The following is a 24,086-nucleotide window of genomic DNA, read 5'->3' as shown; positions in this document are numbered from 1 at the left end:
AGACCCGTCGGTAGGGCATGGCGATCCACCAAATCGTCAGAGGTCCGGAACGTCAGGTGCGGGGGAGTGCGAACGTCAGCGGGATCACCAGCGCGACGGCCGCGGCAGCGGCGAGGAACGCGTGCTGGTAGCCCGTCAGCGGGACGGCGGCCGCGGCGGCGACCGTCGCGAGCGCGGCGAGGCCCAGGGACCCGCCGACCTGGCGCGCGGTGTTGATGAGCCCCGAGACGAGTCCCGCGTCCGAACCGCCCACCGCACCCGTCGCGAGCGCCGCGACCGGCGTGAACAGCAGCCCGGACCCCAGGCACATGACGATCGCGGGCCCGACGATGCCGCTGACGTACGTCGAGTCCTGGCCGATCTGCGCCTGCCACAGGAAACCGGCCGCGCTGAGGACCGCGCCGAGCGTCAGCACCGCGCGCGCCCCGTACCGCCGCATCAGCGCGGGCGCGGACCTCGCCCCGACGATGATCGCCACGGTGTGCGGCAGGAACCCGAGCCCCGCCTCAAGCGCGCTGTAGTGCAGTGTGTTCTGCATGTAGAGCGACAGGAAGTACCACATCGCGAAGAACGCCGCCCCGACAAGCACCATGATCAGGCTCGCGACGGACACCGCGCCCTTGCGGAAGATCCCGAGCGGCACCAGCGGAGCCTTGGCGAACCTTGCCTCGACCAGCAGGAACAGCGCGAGCGCCACGACGCCGCCGCCGATCGGGCCGAGCGACGCGACCGAACCCCACCCGTGCTCGTGGGTCTGCGCGGTGCCGTACGCGACCAGCGCGAACCCGGCGGTGACGAGGACGGCCCCGGTCACGTCGAGGCGGCGTGCCGTGTCCGTCGCGCGTTCGGTGAGGACAAGGAACGCGAGCAATAGCACCGCGCCGCCTACCGGCACGTTGATGAGCAGCACCCATCGCCACGACAGGTACTCGGTAAGGAGACCGCCCAGTACCGAGCCGACCGCCCCGGCCGCCGCGCCCGCCGCGCTCCACGTCGCGACGGCCTTCGTGCGGGCTGAGGCGTCGGTGAACGTGGTCGCGATGATCGTCAGGGTCGCGGGGGAGAGCACCGCCGCGCCGACGCCCTGCAACGCGCGCGCGGCGACGAGCAGGCCCGGCGTCTCGGCGAGGCCGCCCGCGAGGCTGGCCGCGCAGAACAGCGCAAGGCCGCCGAGATACACGCGCTTCTGTCCGAAGAGGTCGGCTGCGCGTCCGCCGAGCAGGAGGAAGCCCGCGAACGTCAGGGCGTAGGCGTTGACGACCCATTGCAGGCCCGTCACGTCGAAGCCGAGATCGGCGCGGATCGCGGGGAGGGCGACGTTGACGATGGAGACGTCAAGGACGACGAGGAACTGGCCGAGGCAGGCCGCCAGGAGCACCGCGGAGGCGCGTCGTCCGCCTAGCGCGCTGGGGGGAGATGCGGTCGAGGTCATCAGGACTCCAATCGGAGCGGAGTGTTCCGCTCGGATAGGCTAACGGAATGAACCGTTCCGGTCCAGCTAGACTTCGTTCATGACGACCAGCCAGTCAGGCGGGCGCAAAGCCGAGGCGGCGCGCAACGACCTCACCGTCCTCAACGCCGCGCGTGAGGTCTTCTTCGAGCAGGGCTACGACGCCCCCATGTCCGCGATCGCCGAGCGCGCGGGCGTCGGCATGGGCTCCCTGTACCGCCGCTACCGCAGCAAGGAGGAGCTGGCGCGCTGCCTGTGCGTCCTGTCGATGAAGGGCACGAACGAGTCCGCCGAACGCGCCCTCGCCGAGGAGTCGTCCGGATGGTCGGCCCTCGTCCGCTTCATGGCGGAATCCATCGACCGCGGCGTCGGCATGGTCGCCCAGTTCGCCGGCGAGTTCCCCGTCACCCCCGAGATGGTCGCCCTCAGCGAGCGCGGCGCGGCCGCCATGCAGGCCATCCTCGACCGGGCCACCGCCGAAGGCTCGGTCCGCCCCGACATCACCGCGGGCGACCTCGTCTACCTCCTCCAGATCCTCCGCACCAACTCGGCCCCCACCCCCACCCGCGTCACCACCCTCCGCACCCGCTACCTCACCCTCCTCCTCGACGGCCTCCGCCCCCACCCCACCCCCACCCCCCTCCCCGGCCCCGCCCCCACCTGGCCCGAAATCTCCACCCGCTGGACCCAAACCCCCTAACCCACCCGTGCGGCAACGAGATCCTCGAGTGGCCGGTCGGGGGAACGGATGTCGGAACACCCCGCGTGTGCGGGGACGAGACCGTGTCCCGCGTGTGCTGCGGATGCGCCGGGGGAGCACCCCCGCGTGTGCGGGGACGAGGCGCTCGCCGGAACCCTGATCACCATCGCCGGCGGAGCACCCCCGCATGTGCGGGGACGAGTCATTTTTGACGCGCTGTGAGGCGGCAGCCGCCGGCGCACCCCCGCGTGTGCGGGGACGAGCGTTCGGGTGACCCGCCGGACACGCGGACCTGCGGAGCACCCCCGCGTGTGCGGGGACGAGATGATGCCGCGCTTCTCCAGGGGCCCGATCGCCGGAACACCCCCGCGTGTGCGGGGACGAGCGGAAGACTGCAGGGCAGGACGGCGGGAGGATCGGAACACCCCCGCGTGTGCGGGGACGAGGAGGCCCATGACCTGCAGGCGATCGCGGAGAGCGGAACACCCCCGCGTGTGCGGGGACGAGGCTTGGTGACCTGGGGGTTTGTGGGGGTGGGGGCTGGTTTCTGTTCGGTTGGGTTTGGGTTCGGTCGTGAGTCTAGGAGAAGGGCCGTGGGCGGGGGACCGGTCGGGCAGGTCAGAGACGGTGCTGTGACACGAAGTCCCAGATGACGTCGTTCGCGGCGATGTCGCGCGTGTTGCCCCCCAGGAACGGCCCGAGGAACGGGACGCCGCCCGGCCAGTTGTGCCCACCGCCGATGATCCGGTACAGCACGACGGGCCCATCCGCCGGGCACCCGAGGTACGTGATCCGCTCGACAGTCGTGCGGTCGGTCGGATCAAGGTCGGGGAGTGCTTCGGCGGCCGTCTCCGTCGAACAACCGTTGTTCCGCGCCCAGAAGGCAGCAGCCGGAGGAGCCACCGAATAAGGCACAACGAAGTCCCCGTCCCCATGCAGCAGCACGATCGGCACCGGCCGCCCCGGCGCACACGATCCGTCAAGCCCAACAAGCCGCCCCGCAACAGGAGCAAAGGCAGCAAACCTCCCGTTCTCACACGCCATCTTGCCGGTGAACGACCCCCCATTGCTCATCCCCGACGCATACAACCGCGCCGGGTCGGCATTGAACCGCTCAACCAGAATGTCCTGAAGCCGGTTGATAAACCCGGGATCATCCACGTCAGGCTCAGGCGTCCCGGCAGGCACCCCTTGCCACCCCTGCCCATAATGCTCGGCTGTGACCATGATGTACCCCCGAGTCCGCGCATGATCAGACATCCGCCCAAAGAGCTCAGCCATCCAAGGCGTCTCAATCAACCCGGGAAAGTGAAACAGCACGGGCCTGGGCGACCCGTCATAGTCATCGGGAAGCCGAAGAAACGCCCGCCGCTCAACCCCCGCATGCACAATCCGAATCGCATGATCCCCCGCATCAGCCCGCCCATCAACAAGCGTGAACACCACCCCCCGCCGCCTAGTAACCCCATCTTCCGTCACATTAGCCACCCCTCGCCACTCCACGGTCCCATCCACAGGAACCTCAACCCCCCACACATCCGCCCGAATCCGAACCCCCGCCCCCGCATCATCAACCCCCACCGTCCCAACAAGCCCCGCCACCCCCCGCCGCAAATCAACCACAACCTTCGCCAACCCCCCACCCGCCCCCACCACAAAACCCTCCCCAACCACCCGAACCGTAGCAAAATCCACAACCCTCTCCCGCGTAACAAACCCTCCCTCCCGAACGCTCCCTTCCAGCCCATACCCACCCCCCTCAACCTGAATAACCACCCGATCCACCCTCCCACCCCCCTCCGCCCCCGCCCGCCCAGGCACCAACCCCACCACCCCCAAAACCGCCACACCCACCCACCCGACCACGACCCCCACCCAACTCCGCCCAACCCCCACACCACCCATGCCGAACTCCCTTCACCCCACACCCACAGATCCAAATAAAATATACAAGACCCCTCCCCACCACGCATGGCCACCCCCGGCCCCCAACCCCCCTTGCACCACCCCCCACCCCCACCCCCAAACATCTCCCACACCGAATCCCCGCGTGCGCGAGGACGAGGGCCTGCACGTCCGCCCCTACCGGGGCCTCAGGGGAACACCCCCGCGTGTGCGGGGACGAGGACCCCCCAATGGAGCGGGTCCCCCTCCGGGTGGGAACACCCCCGCGCGTGCGGGGACGAGGAGGTCGCAGGCGGCGAGTCCGCAGCGGTCGCAGGAACACCCCCGCGTGTGCGGGGACGAGCGCCTCCTCCTCCTCCTCCTCCTCTTCTTCGCCACCCTCTTCGGAACACCCCCGCGTGTGCGGGGACGAGGCCGCGCGCGTCCTGACCGGCGGGCAGACCCGCGGAACACCCCCGCGTGTGCGGGGACGAGGCTTGTTGACCTGCGGGTTTCTGGGGGAACGGGGGCGTTTTTCGTTCGGTTGGTTCTGGTCTTGAGTGTAGGTCCAGCGGGCAGCGAAGAGGGGTTCAGGCTAGGGGTGTGTGGCAGGGTGCCGGGGCTTCGGTAAGGGCGGGGAGTTCGGGAAGGCGTTCGGGAGCACCTGCGTCCGCTGCATCCCGCAAGTGTGGGGACATGTGTCGTGTGGGCGACATTGGAGAATTGGGCGGATTGGCCCAGGTTCTCGGTCAGCCCGCCAGGGCCGGGGGCCCGGGCGGAAACCGAACGCACAGTGTATATAGGAAGAAGTATTCGTGGCCTTAGCGGTTTGGGTTGGTGGGGCCGAAGAGGGCTTCTGCGCCGAACATGTCCTTGAAGAGGGACGAGTAGTCGGGGCCTCGGCGGAGGTGGTGGCCGCCGTCGACGTTGAGGATCTGGCCCGTCACCCATGCAGATTCGGGGCCGGCGAGGAAGCGGACCGCCTCGGCGATGTCCTCCGGCTGGCCGATCCGCGCGATCGGCATGCACGCGAGGTAGTCCTCGAGAACAGGCCCCTGGTCGGCGATCCCCGCGACGAGTTCGGTAGCGACGACCCCCGGCCGCACCCCGTTGACGCGCACCCCGAAGGCTCCGAGTTCGTCCGCCGCCAGTTGGACGAGGTGGTCTACAGCGGCCTTGGAGACCCCGTAAGCACCGAACCACCTGTGTGTGTTGGAAGAGGCGATCGACGACACCGCGACGATCGCCCCTCCACCCGCCTCGATCAGCGCCTTCGACCCGTGCTTGATCGTGAACATCGTGCCCGTCGCGTTCAACTCGAGCGTCGCGCGCCAAGCGTCGGCGTCAAGCGTCCCGATAGGCCCGATAGACGTAGATCCGCCCGCGTTCGCGACGATCGCCGTCAACGGCCCACGTGACGCCGCCGCCGCGATCGCCCCGCCGATCTGCTCCTCGTTCGTGATGTCCGCGACGACATAGGCCACGTCCCCGCCGAGCGTCGCGACCGCCGCCTTGAGCCGATCCTCGTTGCGCCCACAGATCGTGACGAGCGCGTCATCAGCCGCGAACCGGGCCGCGCAGCCGAGCCCGATCCCGCTGCCTCCACCCGTCACCAGGACAGACTTGCCTGCAAGAGAAGCCATCTCCGAACCTTCTTCCTCCCGGCGGGGTGCGCCGGATAGCCAAGGATCGCGCCGCGCTACCGCGACGCACAGATCACGAAATGTCGGTCGGTCTCAGCGGTCGACGGCGGTCGTCCCTCCGTCGACGGTCAGGTGCGCGCCGGTCACGAACGACGCCTCGTCGCTCATCAGGAACCGCACCGCGCCCGCGACCTCCTCAGGCAGCCCCATCCGCCCGAGCGGCGACTTCGCCGCGAACGCCGCGCGCATCCCCTCGCCCGCGACCGCGAGCATCGGCGTGTCGATGTAACCGGGGCAGACGGCGTTCACGCGCACCCCGTCGGCGGCGAGCTGATGCGCCAGCGCGCGGGTGAGCCCCAGAAGGCCCGCCTTGGAGGCGCAGTACGACGGAATGAACATCTGCCCGAGAAAAGCCTCAATCGAGGAGATTCCGACGACAGCCGAACCCGGATGAGCCCGCAGATCAGCAAGCAACTCCTGGACGAGGAACGCGTGCGCCCGCAGGTTGACGTGCTGGACGGCATCCCAGGCCGCCTCGTCAAGGTCCCCGACGGCCATCGGCCCTGAGACCCCCGCCGCGTGCACGAGCCCGCCGATCGAACCGAGCGCCGCCCGACTCCGTCGCACAGCTTCGGATAGTTCCTCCCGCTTCGTCACGTCGATTCGCACGGCGAGAACCGGCATTCCGGTCTCCAGCGCGATCTCTGCAGCGACGTCACCCGAGTCTGCGAGGTCCCAGAGGGCGACAGGACGGCCCGCGCGCGCAAGCACCTTCGCGCACGCCGCGCCGATCCCGGATGCGGCCCCGGTGACGATCACCCCGGTCTCCGGACCGGTCATCGGTGTCGGCATTTATATTCCTTATAATTGATACTTGATGCCCTGACCGCTTCACATTAGCGTTCCGTACGGCCCCCGGACAGGGGTCGGAAGTTCCGGGAGGCACACGTGCGGGAACTGCGCGACAGGGTCGCGGTCGTCACCGGAGCGGGCAGCGGCATCGGCCGCGCCCTCGCCCTCCGGTTCGCCGACGAGGGCATGGACGTCGCCGTCACCGACATCGACGGTGCCGCGCTCACCTCGACCGCCGAGGCCGTCGCGTCCCGGGGCGTCCGTACGGTCACGCACGTCGCCGACGTAGGAGAGCACGCAGAGGTCGAGGCGTTCGCCGACCTCGTCTACGCCGAACTTGGAGCCGTCCACCTTCTGTGCAACAACGCGGGCGTGTACATGGGCGGACAGACGTGGACGCGTCCGGCCGCCGACTTCGCCTGGACCCTACGCGTCAACCTGTGGGGCATCCTCCACGGCCTCAACGCCTTCATCCCACGCATGCTCGACGGCGGCGAAGAAGGCCACGTCGTCAACACATGTTCCGTCGCCGGCCTATTCGTCGGCCCGGGCGCGGCCCCCTACACCATCTCCAAGTGGGCAGCCTTCGCCGCCACCCTCAGCCTCGCCCAAGAACTAGCCCTAACAGGCGCCCCCATCGGCGTCTCCGCCCTATGCCCCGGCGGCGTCACAACGCGCATCCACGAGTCCGAACGCGCCCGCCCCGCCTCCCTGCCCTACACCCCCGGCGACGACGCCGCCTTCATGCAGACCATGATCGAACAAACAGTCGCCAACGGCATACCCCCCGAATCAGTAGCAGACCACGTCATCTCCGCCATCCACACCCGCCGCTTCCTCATCCTCACCCACCCCGCCTACGCCAACGGCCTCCCCGCCCAAGCCACCACCCTCCTAACCGGCACCCTCCCCACCCTCCCCAACTTCGAACAACAAGCCTGACCCCGCCCAAACCCCACCCCCCAAAGGCCCAGATCCCCCCACGCCATGCCCATCATCAAACAGATACCCCACCCAACCATCACCCCTTACCGCCCGACCGTCGTTCGAACCGGCGGCACCAGGCAAATAAGCAGCACCGTCCGCAACCCCATTCCCATCTGCCTAATAACCGTCAGAGGCCGTAAAACCGGCAACGGCTGCCCTGCCCGCACCTGCCGAGGAACCATCCCCGCGTGCGCGGGGAGCAGGATCTGGATCACGAGATGTCCCCTCCAGGTAGGGGACCATCCCCGCGTGTGCGGGGAGGAGTTCAGGACCTTGGGGCGGATCTCGCTGCGCCAGGGACCATCCCCGCGTGTGCGGGGAGGAGCTACCGCAAGAAACGACAAGCTGCAAGCAGTGGGGACCATCCCCGCGTGTGCGGGGAGGAGTGGGGGGGCGCTCATCCATGCCCTCAATAGCAGGGACCATCCCCGCGTGTGCGGGGAGGAGAGGAGATGACCTGGGGGTTTAGGTGGTGGAGGGGGTGTTTTTCGTTACTTGTTGATTATCGGTCATTTTGGGGTTGGTTTGTTGGGTGGGTTTGGGTGGTGGGTTAGCGGGGGCCGTAGCGGCGGCGTTTGGCGGCTTTGCTCCAGCCGGGGAGGGCGGGGGTGGGGTGTTGGGGTTGGGGCGGCGGAGGAGGGTCAGGCCCTCGTGGTCGGTGGGGTGCCAGGAGTGGTCGTGGGTTTCGAAGGCGAAGCCCTGTTCGGTGTTTGTTTGGTAGGCGAGGAGGGCTCGGCCTTGGCCGGTGTACTGGCAGACCTCGGACCACAGGAGGTCGCGGACTCGGGCGGAGGGGGCGCCGAGAAAGACGCCCGGGGAGATCTCCAGGAGCCAGCGGGTGAGGAAGCCGCGGAGGCCGGAGGGGCAGTTGGTGAGGATGATGACGGTCACCAGGAGAGCTCGTCTCCGTAGTTGCGGCCGCTGTCGAGGCGGATGTCGCCGTCGGTCTCCAGGAGGACCTGGTCGTTGAGGTCGTCGTCTTCGGTGTGGTCGAGCAGTTCCTTGATGTCGTTGACGCAGCGGTCGAGGAGGCGTGTGCTGTTGATGCGGTCGCGCAGGTTCCGGCGTGTGCGCGTCGCCACGTCGATCTCGCTTTCGGCGACGGTGTCGAACGCGACGGGGATGGCGACGTCGGTCTTGTAGAGGTCGGCGATGTCCAGGACGAAAGAGCGTTCGTGCCCGGAGTGGATGAACCCGAGCCCCGGCGAGCAGCCGAGCGCGGCGACGACGGAATGCGCGATGCCGTACATGCACTGCGCCGCTGCGGTGATCGCCTGGTTGGGTGCGTCGCCGGCCGTGAAGTCGTCGGGCGAGTACTCGCGCCGCCGCCAGGGGACGCCTGTGCGGGCGGACTCGCGCCGGTAGCACTCCTTGAGCCGCCTGCCCTCCATGCTCAGCAGCTCCTGACGGGTCCGCCCCGAGGGGTCGTCGCCGGGAAACCGCATCCGGTACATGTCGCGGGCGACCTTCAGACGGGTCCGCCGGTTCGCCCAGGCCATGGCCTGGGCCTCGACCAGCGCGGACGACCGCGTCAGCCCCCGGCCGCCCGCGTAGAACCGGACCCCGCGCTCACCCACCCAGATGACCCCGGCCCCGGTCTCGCCGAGGACCGACATCGCCTGGTGGGTGACCTTCGTACCGGGCCCGAGGAGCAGCGTTCCGATGGTCGCCGACGGGATGTGGGTGATCCCGTCGGCGTCGGTAGCGGTGATCGCGTTGTCCTCGCGGTGGACGACGCAGCGCTCCAGATAGATGAACGACAGCCTGTCCTTGATCCGGGTGAGTTCGCGCGGTGACGACGCCCCGCGCTTGCCGACGGTGCTCACCGCACCGGCGCCAGCGTCATGAGGCCGCACCCGTATGCCTTCTGCTTGCCCAGGCCGTGGGTGAGCGTCCGGTGGAAGGAGGGCAGGTCGGTGATCCGCAGCCTGCCCTCGAAAGTCGCGCGGACGAAACGCACATCGTCCTTGCCGTCCGGGCTAAGGCTCTTGCCGAACTGGAGGCGGTTGTGGTCGCGTACGACGAGTTCGTAGGCGTCGCCCTCCTCGGTGACTCCCTTGTCCGTCGGCTTGCGGACGATCTCGAATCCGCACGCCTCCTGACGCTGGAGCAGCCATCGCATCTGATGTGCCGGCGTGACGTGCGCGGTGCGTTTAGTCGGCGTGCCGACCGGGTCTCCTTCCCGGCGGATGTGGTGGATCGGGTTCGCGGTGAGCCGGAACGCCCAGGTGTCGCCCTCGGCGAGGGCGGCGAGGAAGTCGGCGTAGCCGAACGTCGACCAGCCCTGACCATCCGCGTCCGGCCATCCGGCCTGATCCACGAGGTGGTTCAGATCGGGTCGGCTCGGGCTGACGATGAACAGGTGGGTGTGTGCGGGATGGTCGCGGTCGAGCCGCCACAGCACACGCGGGCGGTGCCCGTCCTGGGACGGGAGTTCGGGAAATGCCATGTTCACCGCGCCGTGGACGCGGTGCGGCGAGCCGAACAGCCGCTTGGCTTCGCGGCGGGCGGTGTTCACGCGGAATCGGGTCAGATACATCGGAAGGTCCTCAACCGTCCGTTCGGTCGTGGTCGCCGCGCGAGGGCAGCGGGATGAGATGGGACGTGGGGTCGTGGGCCACGCCGTCGGCGAAGACACTGGACACGCCGCGCAGCGCGTACTGCCGGTGCCGGGGGTCGAAGCTGACCGGGAGGTCCCGGAGCGTCATCGTGGGCGTCTCGCCGGGTCCGGTCTCCAGCAGGATCTCCAACGGAGGCGCGGCCCCACGGTTCTTGTCGCGGTACCACTGCGACGCCTCCCACGGAGCTTCGCGCAGCGCGCGCTCCAGGCTCTTGTCCTGCGGGGGCGTGATGTCGAGCGGCTGCGACGGCGGACATGACTTCCGGCCCAGGTAGGGCAGGAAGCGCGGTTCGCGCAGCGCCTCGTGCACCTGATGGAGGAGGCGAAGATCGCCCTCCACGCCCGCGACGAAGACCGCGTCCTGCAGGTAGTACCGCTCAGACAGGGGCATCGCCTTTCCCGAGTCGGCGTGGTGCGCGGTGTGGAAGTCGCGCAGCCGCTGCCCCGGCTGGTCGACCCGGACCCCGAACCGCAGGGCGGCGAGATCGCTGACGTCCTGCTGCCGGGAACGCCCGAGCGCGGCGGCGAGCAGCCCGAGCACGCCGCTCTTCGTCGGCGCGTTCTCGGTGCCGCGACGCGCGAACCTGGCGGCCGAACCCCACGACTGGAGCGGCCCGGCGAGGCGGACGAGCAGGACGGTCATCGCGCCGCCATCATCCGTGCGTCGATGGCCGCGCCGACGGCCTCCAACAGCTCGGGCAGCGTCACCTGGACGCCGAGGGACTCGAGGTCGGCGGTCTCCTCGCCGATGCGCAGGACCCAGGACCCGTCGACGTCGGCGATGCCGTAGCCGGCCTCCAGGTTGGGGACGTACTTCGTGAGCTGCTTGCAGCTCTCGGCGAGGTAGCCCCCGCCTTCGCGCTGCCGGACCGGCGTCTCGAAGGCGCTGACGAAGCTCACCGGCCGACGCGACCGCAGCTTGACGATGACGGCTGCGGGCAGGGTCTGGTTGCCGAACGTGTTGGTCTTCCCGGTGGGAAGCGAGGTGACGAAGGCATCAAGGAACGCCGTCGCGGCTCGACGGACGGGTGATGGCCCGTTCTCGTCCTCGGTCAGCGACCCGAGGTTCTTGTGCAGCCCGTCGATGTCGACCGCCGCGTACCGGTAGAGCGTCGAGGAGTTGAAGTCGATCGAGCCGATCATCCCCGCGCCGCTCTCGTCCTCGGACTTCCTGTCGTCGACCGCGGTGTAGTAGTCCGATTCGATGTCCACGGCGTGGACGCTCAACGCGTGCGCGACCTGGGTCGCGGCCTCGACGTTGATGTCGGCGGCGTCGGCGACCATCCGTCCGAACAGGGCGATGTCGACCGAGTGCCTGGTGTTGACGGCGGCCTTCGCGAGCGCCTTGTTCTCCTTGACCTTGAAGAACGCCTGAAGCGTCTTCAGGTCGCCCTGCCCGCCCGTGACGGCGAGTTCGGCAAGCGCCTCGATCTGGCGGCGGCTGAGGAACATCAGGTAGGAGGACTCCGGCGGAAGCTGGGCCTCCTCCTCACCCTTCGCCTTGCGCTTGGGCACCTCGATCTTCGAGCCTGTCGCTGTGCGGATCATCTCCGCCGCGAGATCCCAGGCCACCGCCTCGTCGAGGGACGTGGAGCGCGCCATGATCCGCTCGGCGAGGAGCTCGGCGACCTTCTTCGTGCGCACGCCGAGCTCCTCGGGCGGCAGCAGCTCGTTGAAGGACTTGCGGGTCGCCCGCTTCCACGCCTGGCTCGACACGCGCGCCCGCCTGACGCCACCGTAGATCGCGGTCTTGGGCGTGCCGGTGTCGTCGCGATTGAGGTTGCTCGGCGGAACGGTCTGGAGAATGTGGATATCGAGGATCGTTCGGGACATGACATGCCTCTTTCTGGTCGCTGAACCACGCCGTACCGGTCGGTGACGGCGCTCCCTGGGTAAGGGCGGCTACTCGCCCGGGTCGCTGACGTCCGGCTCCGGCCCCTGCGCTGACCCCTTCGCGCGCGATGGTCGGATGTGGAATGACCTTGACCATTCCCGCCGCACGTCGCCGCGCTGCTCGACCTTCTGCCAGCGGTAAAGCTGCTTGGCCAGCTGGACGTAGTCCAGTGGCTGCTTGACGCCTCGCAGGAGGAGTACGAGCTCCCTGAGTCGTTGTGAGAGGACATCCCAGGACGAGGACGTTCCCAGTCGTACAAAACGGATGCGGACCGCTTCGTTGACGTCGTCGGAGGCGTCGTCCGGGCCCCCGGCGAGCGCCCGGACGGCCTGGCCCAGCCGCACGCCGAAGACATGCATGTCGTCCTCACGCAGGGACTGCTGATGCACCGCCCAGAGGGTGAGCGCGAGATGGACGGCGTTCTCCGCCCGCTCCTCGTTCACGTGCAGGAACGTCGCGGGTCGTTGCTCGGAATAGTGGGCCGCCGCCTCGGCCGGCCGGCTGCGGATCAGCCAGAGCTGGTCGAGGGCGGCGTTGCCGCAGTCCTCGCCGTCGTCGTAGGGAAGCAGCGCGACCTTGCGGCGGAGCCGCGCGACCTCCCTGACGGCGGTGGCCTCGTCCTTCTTGTAGCGCCGCTGCAACTGCGTGACGTGTTCTTTGACGACCACCTCGACCGGGTGGAGGTGGACGACCTCGGTGGTGGCCGGGACGACTCTGTCCTGAACGGGGGTTGCCATGGCTGGGTCCGTCTCTTCTTCGGATCGGTGCGGAAAAGGAAGCTGAGCAGGAGGGCCTCAGGACGCTGGTGGCGATGGCTTCGGGAGGGCCTTGCGCAGCGCGCTGGTGAACCACAGATGGGCGAGAGCGTCGTCGATCCACTGCTCACCACGTGGCGTCTGCACTTTTCGGCCTTCGGCCGCGGCGTGGCCCGCGGCGGCGAGCTGCTGGTCGCCGAGGCGACCGATGATCGTGCGCGCGGTCTCGAACCAGGTGTCCCGTGCCTTGCCCGGCTGTTCGCCCGGAGTCAGTGCGGCGAGCCACTGACGGTAGGGGCCGTCCAGTGCGCCGTATCCGAGGTCACGCGCGGCCTGCGCTGACGGGTCCGGCGCACGTCCGGCGGCCAGCGCGAGGTTGCCCGCGAGCCTGCCGAGCGCGCCCACCGCCTTGTCCGTCGCGGCGACGGCGTCGAGAGCTGTGGCACTGAGCTGGGGCCGCTCCCGGTGCAGGAGGACCGCGGGCATGATCAGTGTGTCGTCGAAGACCTCGTCGATCACGGACTGCTGGGTGCCGTAGATGGCCCCGACCAGCCGCAGCCTGATCAGCCGACCGGGCGAAAGGTACTCCTCGGAGGAGAGATACGTCAGCCAGCGCACGACGCCGGGGCGGAGGACACCGGACCTGTCTGAGGAAGCCGCATCGAGGCTGTCGGAAGCGTGCAGGAGACTCGACAGACCACGCCAGGCGGCCCGGGACGGATCGTGCTGGCGAGGCATGTGGACAGGGCTTCTTCCCTGCTTCTTCTCCTGGGTCGCGCTGCGCCGCCAGATCGTCATCGGCTCGACGTTCCACGGCGACAGGTGGTTCAGTGGGTCGCCATAGCCCAGGACGACCCCGGTGACGGAGGCCCCGTCATGGTGCAGCAGGACGCGACGGGACTGCCAGGTGTACAGCTCCCGCAGGCCGGTGGGCCGCGACAGGCCGGGATCGCACTCCTCCACTCCGGGTCCGGTCGGGGGACGCCGCCAGGCGGGAAGGTCCGCGCCGCTGGAGGCCGCGACGATCTGCTCATCAAAGGCGATCAGGTTGAGCAGCAGGGTCTCGTGCAGGGTGTCGGCCTCCGCCATGACCCCGCCGAGGTTTCCGGCCGAGCCCACACCGAGCGGATAGACCTTTCCGCCCTTCACGCGGTCGTCGCCGACCATGCCCGACTTGATGCCGGACGGGTCGAAGGCGTGCGTGTGGACGAGCCAGCGGGCCGCCTCGGCGAAGTCGAGCCGATCGACCCTCGGCTGGCGCATCGCGAAGAACGGATCGCCGTTGGGGACGTCGGCGACGATGCGGTTGAGCGAGGCGATCTCGTTGCGGTCGGTGCGCAGCCCGGCGACCTGGAAGAACGGCGTCTCCGGGTGCAGCAGGTCGAACCTGTCGTGGTGTTGCCGCAGGTAGTCGGCCACGGCGTCGAAGGGGTCGTCGGACTCCCAGAGTTCGAGCCAGTCGTCGAGTGTGCGGGGGCCGTCGAGCGCGTCGTAAGTGATGGCGAGCAGGAGCCGGGTGAGCGCGAGGTCCTGGGTGGGGAGGTCGCCGACGAGCCTGCGCACGCTCCTGGCCTGGGTGAACACGTCAAGGAGTGACAGCGACTCGGTGCGGCCGTCGATCCGCTGCACCGGTATCCAGGGCCGGTTCACCAGGTTGAACGTGAGCGGATCGGCATCACGACCGGGACTCTTCCCCGGTGTGATGCTCTGTTGTTCGAGCATCGCGTGCGTCATGTCGGATTTCTCCTTGCATTCCCTATCTGTTTCCGATGAATTGCCCGTTTTGTCCTGCTGGACTACGCGCAACCCGTCGATCTGGCTGTATCGCAGATCGCAGCCTGCCAGACGGGTCTGACAATTCTCGTCGAGGACGAGAAGAAGTTCTCCGGCGAGCCAGGGGCACTCCTTGGCCTGCCATGCGTCGATGACGTTCTTTTCGAGCTCGTCAATGGTCGCGTCGATCTTCCACGGGCTGGAGAACTGCCATGGAAGATTCAGCGCGCTCGCCGCGACGGCCTCGCAGGCCCGTAGTGAGGGGATCGCGTGCTCGGGAAGTTCCAGCCCGGCGCGGCCCTTGCCGAGCCAGGGGAGGGTGCGCAGGCTGCCGTCCGCTGTGCGCTGGATGACCAGGACCTCAAGCGTCTCCTCGCTGTCGCGCACCTGTGCCCGGCCCGGGCGGCTGTCCTCGGCGTCGCCCGCGTGGGCTTCCAGCCAACTGAAGAGCGGACGACCAGGGGGACGGACCGGGCCCAGGAGGAATCCACCGGCCCTTTCTAGTTTCTCGCGTAGAAGCTTGCTATAGGCGATTTGTGCTTCTTGGAGGGTTTCTGCCCAGGATTCCGGGCCAATGGGGGTGTCGCCGTACGCCTGTTGGACGAGTGGGCTGATCATGTCCGGAATCGGCAGTACCGGACCGTCCAGATAGGGCCACAGGGTGGCCAATCCTCGCAATAGTGTGTGCTTTCCCTGGTACACGGCTTCCGATCCGCGGATAGGAAGCGGCGGTGTTACATCCCAGTCCACGCCGGTGATGTAACAGACCGGTTCGGACAGGCGGTCCGGACGCGCGCGTCGGTGACGGTGCAGCCGTCCCATCCGCTGCAGCACAAGATCGACCGGGGCCGCATCCGTGACAAGCAGGTCAAAGTCGACATCCAGGGACTGTTCGACGACCTGGCTCGCGACGACGATCTTCAGCCCCGGCCGGTCGCCCTCCGGCCCGAACAGGGACAGCAGCGACGCGTCACGTTCCGCCCGGTCCGTCGCGGTGAACCGGGAGTGCGCGACCAGCACGGCATCGTCTCCGAACCGTGCGCGCAGCCGGTCGGCGGCCTCCAGCACCCGGTCGACCGTGTTGCGCACGACAAGCGCGCAGCCCCCGTCGGCGAGGTGCTCACGAAGCGTCTCCTCCAACGAAGACAGGTCGTCGTCGAGCCTGCGAAGCGAGACCTCGGTACGACGCCCGGAAGCCGCCTCCGGACGCGCCATGAGGACGGGGGCGTCGGGCGCGATCGCGGTGATGAGGGGGTAGGCGTCGTCTGGAAGATCGGGGAGTTCCACGTCCGCGTAGGCCCGGGCCAGAGCGCGACGGCGTTCGGACGGCAGTGTCGCCGAGAGAAGGACGACGGGCACACGGTAGGCCGCCAGCCACTCCAGGACACGGTCGAGGTAGCGGGACATGTAGGCGTCATAGGCGTGCACCTCGTCAATGACGACGACCTTGCCCGCGAAAGCCAGGTGGCGTAGCGCTAGGTGCCTGCTCTTCAGCCCGCCGAAGAGAACCTGGTCGATGGTGCCGACGGCGAACGACGACAGCAGAGCCTTCTTCTTCCCGCGCAGCCACTGGTGCGCGTGCAGCGTCGCGGGGGCTTTGCGCATACGCTCGCCGACCCTCCGCTCACGCTTACCGGCGTTGGTCTTGGCTTCTTCCTCTCCGTCGAGTTCTACGGCGGCGATCTGTCGGCGGCCGTCCCGCATGAGGCCCGCCCAGACGTCGTTCAGCGCGGCCTTCGCGTGGGACAGGACGATCGACTTCCGGCCGTCCATCGGCAGCCCGTCCAGCCAGCGGACAAAGCGGGTGAGCATCGCGTCGCTGGTCGCACGGGTGGGCAGCGCGATGAGGACGCCGCCCGCGCCGACCTGCGCGCCAAGCACCTCGGCGGCGGCGAAGGCGGCCTCCGTCTTGCCCTCACCCATCGGCGCCTCGATCATGAGCAGGCCCGCCGACGGCATCCGCCGCGCCATCTCGACCGCCTCGACCTGGACGGGCCGCGCGACGGCCCCGTCCGGGAGCGTGAAACGGCTCGCGATGAGGGAGGACGCGTCACCGTCCGGCGGCTCCGGGAGCCACGGCCCCGGGAGGTCGAGACCGCGCCACGCCGCCGTCAGCCGTCGGCGCTCCGCCTCCTCCCCGAAGGGCAGCCAGGTCGCGGGGTCATACGGGAACAGCTCCGACGCGCTCGCGATCCAGTCGGCCATGATGACCAAGCCCGTCAGCACGACCTGCACGGGCTGCGACAACCGCACCGACCGCCACGCCTCAAGCCGGTCTTCCACCCCTGCGGCACGCGCGCACCAATCCAGAAGCTCCCACTGCGTCCGCTCCCAGACCGCCTCACTCTGCCCCGGATGACGAAGCAGCGCCCACCGGCTCCGCAGATCATGGATCTGCTGATGATCGGGCGGCGTCCCGTGGTGCCCGCCCGCGACCACCGCGAACTGAGCCGCCTCCCTCCCCGTGAACCCGTGCCGCTCCGACAGCCACCGCTGAATCAGCAACTGCCCCGCCAGCCCATGCGGCGCCCGCCGCCGCTCAAGCCCGTACTCCTTCGCGGACCGCATCTCCAGCCCACAATCGCGCATCGGCCCAATGAGCGCTTCAACCTGACAGGCAAAGGCAGGCGTGCACTTGCCGATATCATGAGAAGCCGCAAGAAACCGGACAAGCGCCGCCCCGTCTGTTTCCCCACCCGGAAGCTCATCGCCGATCAGCCGTCGCAGATTCCGCGGAACCCACGACTCCCACAACTCCCCGGCCACAGCCAGCGAATCGGCCATATGCCGCCAAAGCGGCAACCAATCATCAGTCTTCCGCTCATGCTTGGCCCACGCGACCTGCGCAGCCCCCGAAAGCAAACGAGCATCCGCAAACCCCACAAGACGCGCCATCGAAGACACGGGCCACCCCCAACCCTCAGAGGCCACCCCGCGATCTGGGATGACAGCCCAGAATCCTCCCACGCCACACCATGATCGTAATAAAATTTGCAAAGCGCCCTATTTTATCCAGTTTGTGGCGTTCTGTGATTAATGTATAGAATTGCTGGAGTTGTCGGCTGAGTGGCCTGCTTGTCGCGATGATCCATGAGGCTCGGATGGGTCGAATGGACGACCTGTCGTTGCCCTGATTCCCCGCGATCGCCGTACCGGGGAGGGATGTCGGTGAGGGTCCGGGCCCGGGGGCAGCCGGGCAGGCTACCCCCGGGCGTTGTATCAGCGGGGGAAGTACGTGCCCCACAACCAGGCCGCCTGAGGCAGCAGGAACAACACGATGACCGCGACCACGCCTAGCAGTACGCCGAGGGTTTCCATCGATTGCGGCATCGCCTGTTGGAGGCTAAACACGCCGAGCGCTGCGGCCGCCGTGCACGGCGGAACCCCATCCCCTGGGCATGCGACTGACATATAGCCCCACTCTCTGTCCGAGAGGTGCCGCGCCTGGGGTGCTGGACTCGCTACCAGGCTCGACTCCTCGTTGTGCTTGTTCGCGTACTGTGCGCACATGTCGAGGTGTCCCGCAACAGGTTCTTTGGTTTCTGTCTGGATCGGTGCATCAGCACATGCAACAAGTCTCTCGGGGGAACCCACACAGTTGCGCTAGTGGTCCGTTGTAACTGCATTGCGGTATACGTCGCCCGGCGGAACCCCGCATGCGCAGGGACCAGCACGATTGCCAACCGGTCAGTCGGCGAAACCCACACAGGGGCCACCCCCGCGTGCGCGGGGAGCAGACGTCGGACGATCTGGACACGCCGCCCGGCGTCGCGCCACCCCCGCGTGCGCGGGGAGCAGACTGCAGGAAGGCGACGCCCGCATTTCAGCGTGGGACCACCCCGCGTGCGTGGGGAGCAGCCTATATGTTCACCCGTCGCCGCAAGGTCGTCAGGGCCACCCCCGCATGTGCGGGGAGCGGGACCTGACGTATTTGGCGGACGCGGTTCACCAGGGGCCATCCCCGCGTGTGCGGGGAGCGGATACGGATGCGGCTGGTCAGCACCCCGTTGGTGGGGCCATCCCCGCATGTGCGGGGAGCGGGTCACGTTGACGGTTCCGCGCAGGTGGAAGCGGGGGCCATCCCCGCGTGTGCGGGGAGCGGGATCTGGATCACGAGATGTCCCCTCCAGGTAGGGGGCCATCCCCGCGTGTGCGGGGAGCGGAGGGGCTGACCAGCGGGTTTGGGTTGGGGGGTGCGTGTTTTTCATTGCTTGCTGGGTAACGGTCATTTTGGGTTGTGTGTGGTCGTTGGTTTTGGTCGGGGGGTCGGTGGTGGCGGGGGTTCTGGTTGATCATGGGTCTGGAAGGGCTGGGTTGAAGGGATTCGTTGGATGGCGAATGTGGGGAAGGTGGGACTCCCTACTGTGCGTGCGAATAAATAGTCCGCATGGGGGGTGAAATACTGATTAGTTGTGGGATTTTGCCTGGGGGAGGGAGCGGCCGGATCGCGGGGGTTGTCGAGGGTGGGTGGGGCTGGCTGGGGTGGTTGTTATGCTGCTCCGCGTACGGAGGGGGCGGCGCTCTGCTCGCTGCTGGTTTGTCTTTTCTGTCCTGATTCCCGCGAATGCGGGTGTGGCTCCTGTGTGGCCTTCGCCTGCGAGTTGGCTGGCGATCAATGGTCCCCGCACAATGCGGGGTTTTGCAGAGCCGGAGCTGTGGGTGTGTGGCCGTGTGCTTAAGGTTAGGAACTGTGTGGTCTTCGTCTGATGAGTTCGCTGGAAGGCGTGTCGTGTTGAACTCTCGCCGAAAGGGCCTCATGGTGGAGGTTGGGAGGGGGTATTGGTGTTGGCTCGGATGTCGGCCGATGCGGTGACTCCCTGGAGAGAGGGGAGTGGGTTTAAGATGCCTGTTTTGTGCTCGTCGGGTGACGGGGTTCGGTGCGGCTCGGCGGCCGTGTGCGTTCTCGTTGAGATTCGCCAGGGTGCGGTTTCTGCTCCTCCGGCGCGTGCATGGCCGTTTGGTGTGGTTCTGGTCTTGAATCTAGTACTTCTTGTGTGCTTGATAATCGGAGTTTCCGCTTGGGCGCTGAACCTTTTGCGCTGACGGATCGTCGGTGATCAGTCCCGCTGGGCTGGTCACCGGCCCAGTTGGCTATCTGTGAAATGGGATGGGGGCGGGGGTTAGCGGGGGGTCCAGGGGGGGCGGGGGGTGGAGGTGAAGGAGTGGGCGCCTTGTTTTAGGGAGGCGTCGGTGGTGCCTAGGTGGATTAGGGATTGGCCTACTTCTAGGGCGTTTCGGTAGGTTTGGGTTTGGGCGGTCCAGATGGAGCGGACTGTGGTTTCGAGGGCTTCGGGGGGGTGGGAGGCTATTTTTTGGGCGATGGAGAGGGTGGTGGGGAGGAGGTCGGGGAGGGGGATTAGTTGTTGGGCTAGGCCGATTTGGTGGGCTCGGGTGGAGGTTAGGCGTTCGTGGGCGCCTATTAGGGAGAGGCGCATTATTTCGCCCAGGGGCATGCGTTGGAGCATCATCATGGGTTCGAAGACGGCGGCCATGCCGTAGGTGGTGTGGGGGTCGAAGAATGTGGCGTGGTCGGCGGCGATGATGAATTCGACTTCGCCGAGGAGGTAGAAGGCACCGGCGCAGGCCATGCCGTTGACGGCGGCGATCATGGGTTTGTAGAGGTTGCCTGCGGTTTTGGGGGGGAGGTAGTGGCCCGGGTCGTTGTGGTGGAGGGGGACTGCGCCGTTTTCGCCCACCGCCTCGGCTTTGCGGTCGAGGCCGGTGCAGAATGCCTTGTCGCCGGCTCCGGTGAGGACTATGCAGCGGATGGGGTCGTGGTCGCGGAGGAAGCGCCAGCAGGCGGCTATCTCGCGCATCATGAGGGAGTCGAAGGCATTGTGGACTTCTGGGCGGTTGAGGGTGACGACGGCTACTCGGTCGAATTCCTCGTATTTCAGGGTCTTGTAGGTGGGGAGTTCGGTGGGCATGGGGAAGTCCTTGGGGGTCAGATGAGGGCCAGGGAGTCGAGGGTGTGGATCATGGTGCAGGAGCGGTGGGCCATGGTGAGGAACATGGTGTCGCCGCGGGGGGTGCGGGCGCCGTAGGCGCAGCCCAGGACGGTGATGAGGGGGCCTTGGAGGGCGGCGAAGCGGTAGTCGTCGTAGCAGGCCGTGTAGGGGTAGTCGGTGACGCCTTGGCGGGTGAGTTCGGTGTGGTAGGCGGTGACGATGTCGTGTTCGGCGGCGGCGCGGGCGGTGGGGGACAGGCCGGTGCCCAGGAGGAAGGCGAGGTCGCGGAGGGGGTGGCCGAGGCTCAGGGTCTGCCAGTCGACCGCGGTGACGGTGTCGTCGGAGAAGAGGAGGTTGTCGAGGCGGTAGTCGCCGTGGACGAGGGCGAAAGGGGTCGGGCGGGCCGTGGCCCAGGGGACGACGGCGGCGGCCACGTCGCGGAGGGTGGCGGCGTCGTCGGGGGAGAGGCGGTCGGGGAAGAGGGAGATGAAGGTTTCGACGGCGGGGGTGAACGCCTCGCCAAGGAGGACGGCTTCGGAGGGGCCCACCTTGCCCAGCCAAGGGAGGTCGCGCAAGGTGGGGTCGCACCAGCGGGGGGCGTGCAGGCCCGCGAGGGTGCGGGCGGCCGCCTCGGCCTGGGCGGGTGAGCAGCCGGCGAGCTGGTCGCCCTGGACGGCCGGGGCGGCGTCCTCGAGCAGGAGGGTGAAGGTGGTGCCGTCGTCTGAGAGGGCGCTGTAATGGCAGTGCGGGACGCGGACGGCGACGGTGGGGGCTATGTCGCGATAGAAGTGGACTTCGGTGCGGTAGGCGGAGCTGAGGAAGGCGCGCGAGGCGGGGTCCTCGGCGGGCAGTTTCGCGATGAGGTGCGAGGGGACGCCAGGGCCGCCGGTCAGCGTGAGCCGGTAGCAGGTCCCGATCTGGCCCGAGCCGATCCGCTCCGCGGACACACCGGTGACGGGGGCGTCGAGGGCGGCGCTGAGCCAGGCGGCGTCAAGGGCCTCGGGGGTGTCGACGGGCCTCGGGCTTTCGACGACGCTCACGGCCGCCTCCTTCGCTGTGCGGCGTCCTTGACCGGACGGCCGCGTGGTCGTGGGGATGGCCGCACGCCGCGCCCGCCGACCAGGGGGACGACGGAATCGCGGCCACAGGGGTTCGCGGGCGCGCGGGTGAGGTCCGGGTGCCGAATGTGCGTGTGCGGGGCGTTCAGCCGGGGTCCTGGCGCGCGGTCGAGGTCCGGGCGTTGAGTGTGCGCGTGCGGGATATCCGGGGTGAGGGGCACCTGGTTCAGCGCGCTGGGTTGAGGTCGGTTCGGACGCCGAAGTGCGCGGGACGGATCTTGCGGTAGGCGTCGAGGACGGGTTCCAGTTCCGCGGGCGTCGCGCCGTGCAGGATGACGCCGTCCGCCCCGAGGCTGAACTGGTCGAGGACCCGGGCCGCGCACTGCTGCGCCGAGCCCGTCGCCGACGCCGCGAGCCATTCGGCGGGGATCAGCGTGTTCAGGTGCTCGAGCTGGTCGGCGCTGGCCGTCGCGTCGAACGCCCCGGGAAAGGAGCTGACGAGCTCGTCGGCACGGAACCGGGCGAGCGCAGCCGCATCCCACCCGTTCAGTCCCACAAGAAGATCGCCGTACCCCTGAAGGTACGTCGCGAGCCGTCCGGTGAGCTTCTTCAACCGCTGCTCATAAGGGATATGGTCCCCCACAACGGCAAGAACCGACCACACGCGTACCGCAGCCGGGTCCCTCCCCGCCTCCTCAGCCCCGCGCCGCACCGCCGCGACGGACCGCGCGAGGAGTTCGTCGCCGAAGAACGTGTGCAGCACGACCCCGTCCGCGACCCGCCCGGCGAACTCAAGGGTCTTCTCACCCATCGCCGTCAACAGAACCGGAATGTCCTCGGAAAACGAGGCATCCTGCATCAGATAAGGAAACTTCCCGGCAGGCCCGTCATGTCCAACGACAGGCTGTCCGCTCCACAACGTCCGCAGAATCCCGATGACGTCCTCAAGCTGCGCGCTCGTCACGCGGGGCAGGCCCATGACGTCGAAGAGCATGTCGAACCCGCGCCCCAGCCCCAGCGCGAAGCGGCCCCCGGTGAGCCGGTGCATGGTGGTCGCGAACGTCGCGGTCAGCAGGGGATGCCGTGTGTTGTGGTTGGTCGCGGCGGTCGCGATCCCGAGCCGTTCCGACGCCGCCCCGGCCGCCCCCGCAAGGGTGGCCGCCTCCTTGGCGTTGAAGCGCTCGGACAGGAAGACCGCGCCCAGGCCGAGCCGTTCGCCGTCGCGTACTTCAGCCAGTAGGTCGCGCGGGGAGGAGGAGTGTCCGGCGAGCCCGTAGAAGCCGAGTTCCCACAGGTCGTCGTTCACCGCGCGCTCCTTGGCGTGGGCGTGAAGCGCACCTTCATGCTCTCGTAGCCGGACACGAAGTTGGCGGGCCGGTACGCGGGCTCGGTCTCGTCCACGGGTTCGATGTCCGGCAGCCGGGCGAGCAGCCGCTCGAACATCACCTTGAGCTCGAGCCTGGCGAGGCTGTTGCCCAGGCAGAAGTGGGGTCCGTTGCCGAAGGCGATGTGGTCGTTGGGGGTGCGCGTGACGTCGAAGGCGAACGGGTCGGCGAACACGTCGGCGTCCCGGTTGGCCGACGGGTACAGCAGCAGCACCTTGTCGCCCTCGGAGATGTCTCTGCCGTTGAGGGTGAAGTCCCGGGTGGCTGTCCGGTTCATGTTCTTGATCGGCGACACCCACCGCAGCATCTCTTCGACGGCCGTGGGGATCAGCGAGGGGTTGTCCACAAGACGCCGTCGCTGCGCGGGGTGCAAGGCGAGTTGGTACATGCCGCCGGAGATGACGTGCCGTGTCGTCTCGTCGCCTCCGATGAGGATGAGGAGGGATTCCTGGACGAGGGAGTCCTGGTCGAGCCTGTCGCCGTCGATCTCGGCGTGGACGAGCAGGCTGAGCAGGTCGTCCATCGGGCAGCCGCGCCGCGCGGAGATGGCCCCCGCCGCGTACTCGGTGAAGCCGGTGAACGCCTCGCCCGCCCTGACGAGCAGGTCGGGGTCGTCGCCGCCGGTGAGCCCGGACAGCATGTCGTCCGACCAGCGCAGCAGCGTCGCCCGGTCCGACGGCGCGACGCCCAGCGCGTCGGCGATGACGATCAGCGGAAGCAGCGCGGCGATGTCGCTCACGAAGTCGCATTCACCCCGCTCGCAGACATCGTCGATGATCTCATCGCAGATCCGCCGAAGATAGGACTCCTGGTCCGCGACGCGGCGCGGGGTGAACCCGGCGCTGACGAGTTTGCGCCGCATCTTGTGCGCGGGGTCGTCCATGTCGATCATCATCGGCAGCGGGAAGGTGTCGGCCCGGATGCCCTGGGCGTTGGAGAAGACGTCGGGCGTGCGGGAGGCGTGCTTGAGGTCGGCGTGTTTGGACACCCCCCAGACGCCCGCGTTGGCGTCCCAGTAGACCGGGGCGTTCTCCCGCATCCAAGTCATCTCGTCGTGCGGGTTGCGGCCCCAGAACTCGCCGCTGATCAGATTGATCGACGGGTTGACGGGCTGGTCGTCTTTGCCGGACATGGGCA

17 protein-coding genes and 4 CRISPR repeat arrays are annotated in these 24,086 nt (G+C 68.2%); of the genes, 2 read left to right on the top strand and 15 right to left on the bottom strand.

The annotated features are described in order from the left end of the window. Positions 1 to 52 precede the first annotated feature (52 nt). A complete protein-coding gene (locus R9X44_RS14560; protein ID WP_319814662.1) occupies positions 53 to 1,432 on the bottom strand; it encodes an MFS transporter in 1,380 nt (459 codons plus the stop codon). A gap of 79 nt (positions 1,433 to 1,511) precedes the next feature. Between R9X44_RS14560 and R9X44_RS14555 the strand changes: the two genes are divergently transcribed. Then, positions 1,512 to 2,150 carry a helix-turn-helix domain-containing protein gene (locus R9X44_RS14555; protein WP_319814661.1) on the top strand — a complete coding sequence of 213 codons (639 nt, stop codon included), beginning with the start codon at positions 1,512 to 1,514 and terminating at the stop codon, positions 2,148 to 2,150. 56 nt (positions 2,151 to 2,206) lie between these two features. Further along, a CRISPR array of direct repeats spans positions 2,207 to 2,657; the repeat unit is 24 nt; unit sequence CACCCCCGCGTGTGCGGGGACGAG. Between the two features lie 111 nt (positions 2,658 to 2,768). On the opposite strand, the gene R9X44_RS14550 is transcribed toward R9X44_RS14555, so the two are convergent. The 3 genes from R9X44_RS14550 to R9X44_RS14540 all read right to left on the bottom strand — a co-directional run bounded on the left by R9X44_RS14550 (position 2,769) and on the right by R9X44_RS14540 (position 6,529). Next, positions 2,769 to 3,596 (bottom strand): hypothetical protein, encoded by an 828-nt coding sequence (locus R9X44_RS14550; RefSeq protein ID WP_319814660.1) that lies wholly within the window; start codon positions 3,594 to 3,596, stop codon positions 2,769 to 2,771. 652 nt (positions 3,597 to 4,248) lie between these two features. Further along, positions 4,249 to 4,529: direct repeats of the CRISPR family, unit length 28 nt; unit sequence GGAACACCCCCGCGTGTGCGGGGACGAG. Positions 4,530 to 4,855: 326 nt separating this feature from the next. Then, positions 4,856 to 5,677 carry an SDR family oxidoreductase gene (locus R9X44_RS14545; protein WP_319814659.1) on the bottom strand — a complete coding sequence of 274 codons (822 nt, stop codon included), beginning with the start codon at positions 5,675 to 5,677 and terminating at the stop codon, positions 4,856 to 4,858. A gap of 93 nt (positions 5,678 to 5,770) precedes the next feature. Continuing rightward, entirely contained in the window at positions 5,771 to 6,529 is a 759-nt protein-coding gene (locus tag R9X44_RS14540; protein WP_319814658.1) for an SDR family oxidoreductase, read from the bottom strand. Between the two features lie 96 nt (positions 6,530 to 6,625). Here R9X44_RS14540 and R9X44_RS14535 point away from each other — a divergent pair, with 96 nt between their 5' ends. Next, entirely contained in the window at positions 6,626 to 7,471 is an 846-nt protein-coding gene (locus tag R9X44_RS14535; protein ID WP_319814657.1) for an SDR family NAD(P)-dependent oxidoreductase, read from the top strand. Between the two features lie 219 nt (positions 7,472 to 7,690). Then, positions 7,691 to 7,963: direct repeats of the CRISPR family, unit length 29 nt; unit sequence GGGACCATCCCCGCGTGTGCGGGGAGGAG. 18 nt (positions 7,964 to 7,981) lie between these two features. On the opposite strand, the gene cas2e is transcribed toward R9X44_RS14535, so the two are convergent. The 11 genes from cas2e to R9X44_RS14480 all read right to left on the bottom strand — a co-directional run bounded on the left by cas2e (position 7,982) and on the right by R9X44_RS14480 (position 24,081). Continuing rightward, complete coding sequence (gene cas2e / locus R9X44_RS14530) at positions 7,982 to 8,407, bottom strand: type I-E CRISPR-associated endoribonuclease Cas2e (protein WP_319814656.1); 426 nt, start codon at positions 8,405 to 8,407, stop codon at positions 7,982 to 7,984. Then, positions 8,404 to 9,342 carry a type I-E CRISPR-associated endonuclease Cas1e gene (gene cas1e / locus R9X44_RS14525; RefSeq protein ID WP_319814655.1) on the bottom strand — a complete coding sequence of 313 codons (939 nt, stop codon included), beginning with the start codon at positions 9,340 to 9,342 and terminating at the stop codon, positions 8,404 to 8,406. The genes cas2e and cas1e overlap by 4 nt, the downstream gene beginning before the upstream one ends. Further along, complete coding sequence (gene cas6e, locus R9X44_RS14520; protein ID WP_319814654.1) at positions 9,339 to 10,055, bottom strand: type I-E CRISPR-associated protein Cas6/Cse3/CasE; 717 nt, start codon at positions 10,053 to 10,055, stop codon at positions 9,339 to 9,341. The genes cas1e and cas6e overlap by 4 nt, the downstream gene beginning before the upstream one ends. 10 nt (positions 10,056 to 10,065) lie before the next feature. Continuing rightward, complete coding sequence (gene cas5e / locus R9X44_RS14515) at positions 10,066 to 10,779, bottom strand: type I-E CRISPR-associated protein Cas5/CasD (protein WP_319814653.1); 714 nt, start codon at positions 10,777 to 10,779, stop codon at positions 10,066 to 10,068. Continuing rightward, positions 10,776 to 11,969, bottom strand: a complete 1,194-nt coding sequence (gene cas7e, locus R9X44_RS14510) for a type I-E CRISPR-associated protein Cas7/Cse4/CasC (RefSeq protein ID WP_319814652.1) — start codon at positions 11,967 to 11,969, stop codon at positions 10,776 to 10,778. Before cas7e ends, cas5e begins: the two co-directional genes overlap by 4 nt. A 69-nt stretch (positions 11,970 to 12,038) precedes the next feature. Then, on the bottom strand, positions 12,039 to 12,767 hold the full coding sequence (casB, locus tag R9X44_RS14505) for a type I-E CRISPR-associated protein Cse2/CasB (RefSeq protein ID WP_319814651.1): 729 nt from the start codon (positions 12,765 to 12,767) through the stop codon (positions 12,039 to 12,041). Positions 12,768 to 12,824: 57 nt separating this feature from the next. After that, the gene (casA, locus tag R9X44_RS14500; RefSeq protein WP_319814650.1) at positions 12,825 to 17,453 is read right to left on the bottom strand and encodes a type I-E CRISPR-associated protein Cse1/CasA; all 4,629 of its coding nucleotides are present in this window, start codon (positions 17,451 to 17,453) and stop codon (positions 12,825 to 12,827) included. A gap of 993 nt (positions 17,454 to 18,446) precedes the next feature. Continuing rightward, a CRISPR array of direct repeats spans positions 18,447 to 18,721; the repeat unit is 30 nt; unit sequence GGGGGCCATCCCCGCGTGTGCGGGGAGCGG. A gap of 957 nt (positions 18,722 to 19,678) precedes the next feature. Beyond that, on the bottom strand, positions 19,679 to 20,485 hold the full coding sequence (locus R9X44_RS14495) for an enoyl-CoA hydratase/isomerase family protein (protein ID WP_319814649.1): 807 nt from the start codon (positions 20,483 to 20,485) through the stop codon (positions 19,679 to 19,681). Between the two features lie 17 nt (positions 20,486 to 20,502). Further along, positions 20,503 to 21,546: an aminoglycoside phosphotransferase family protein gene (locus tag R9X44_RS14490; protein WP_319814648.1), complete on the bottom strand. Its 1,044-nt coding sequence runs from the start codon at positions 21,544 to 21,546 to the stop codon at positions 20,503 to 20,505. Between the two features lie 244 nt (positions 21,547 to 21,790). Further along, entirely contained in the window at positions 21,791 to 22,870 is a 1,080-nt protein-coding gene (locus R9X44_RS14485; protein WP_319814647.1) for a TIGR03857 family LLM class F420-dependent oxidoreductase, read from the bottom strand. After that, the gene (locus R9X44_RS14480) at positions 22,867 to 24,081 is read right to left on the bottom strand and encodes a cytochrome P450 (protein ID WP_319814646.1); all 1,215 of its coding nucleotides are present in this window, start codon (positions 24,079 to 24,081) and stop codon (positions 22,867 to 22,869) included. Before R9X44_RS14480 ends, R9X44_RS14485 begins: the two co-directional genes overlap by 4 nt. Positions 24,082 to 24,086 lie beyond the last annotated feature (5 nt).

Origin of the sequence: Actinocorallia sp. A-T 12471 (assembly GCF_033875155.1) — a bacterium.
Lineage (GTDB): Bacteria > Actinomycetota > Actinomycetes > Streptosporangiales > Streptosporangiaceae > Actinocorallia.
This window is presented reverse-complemented; position numbering and strand designations above follow the sequence as displayed.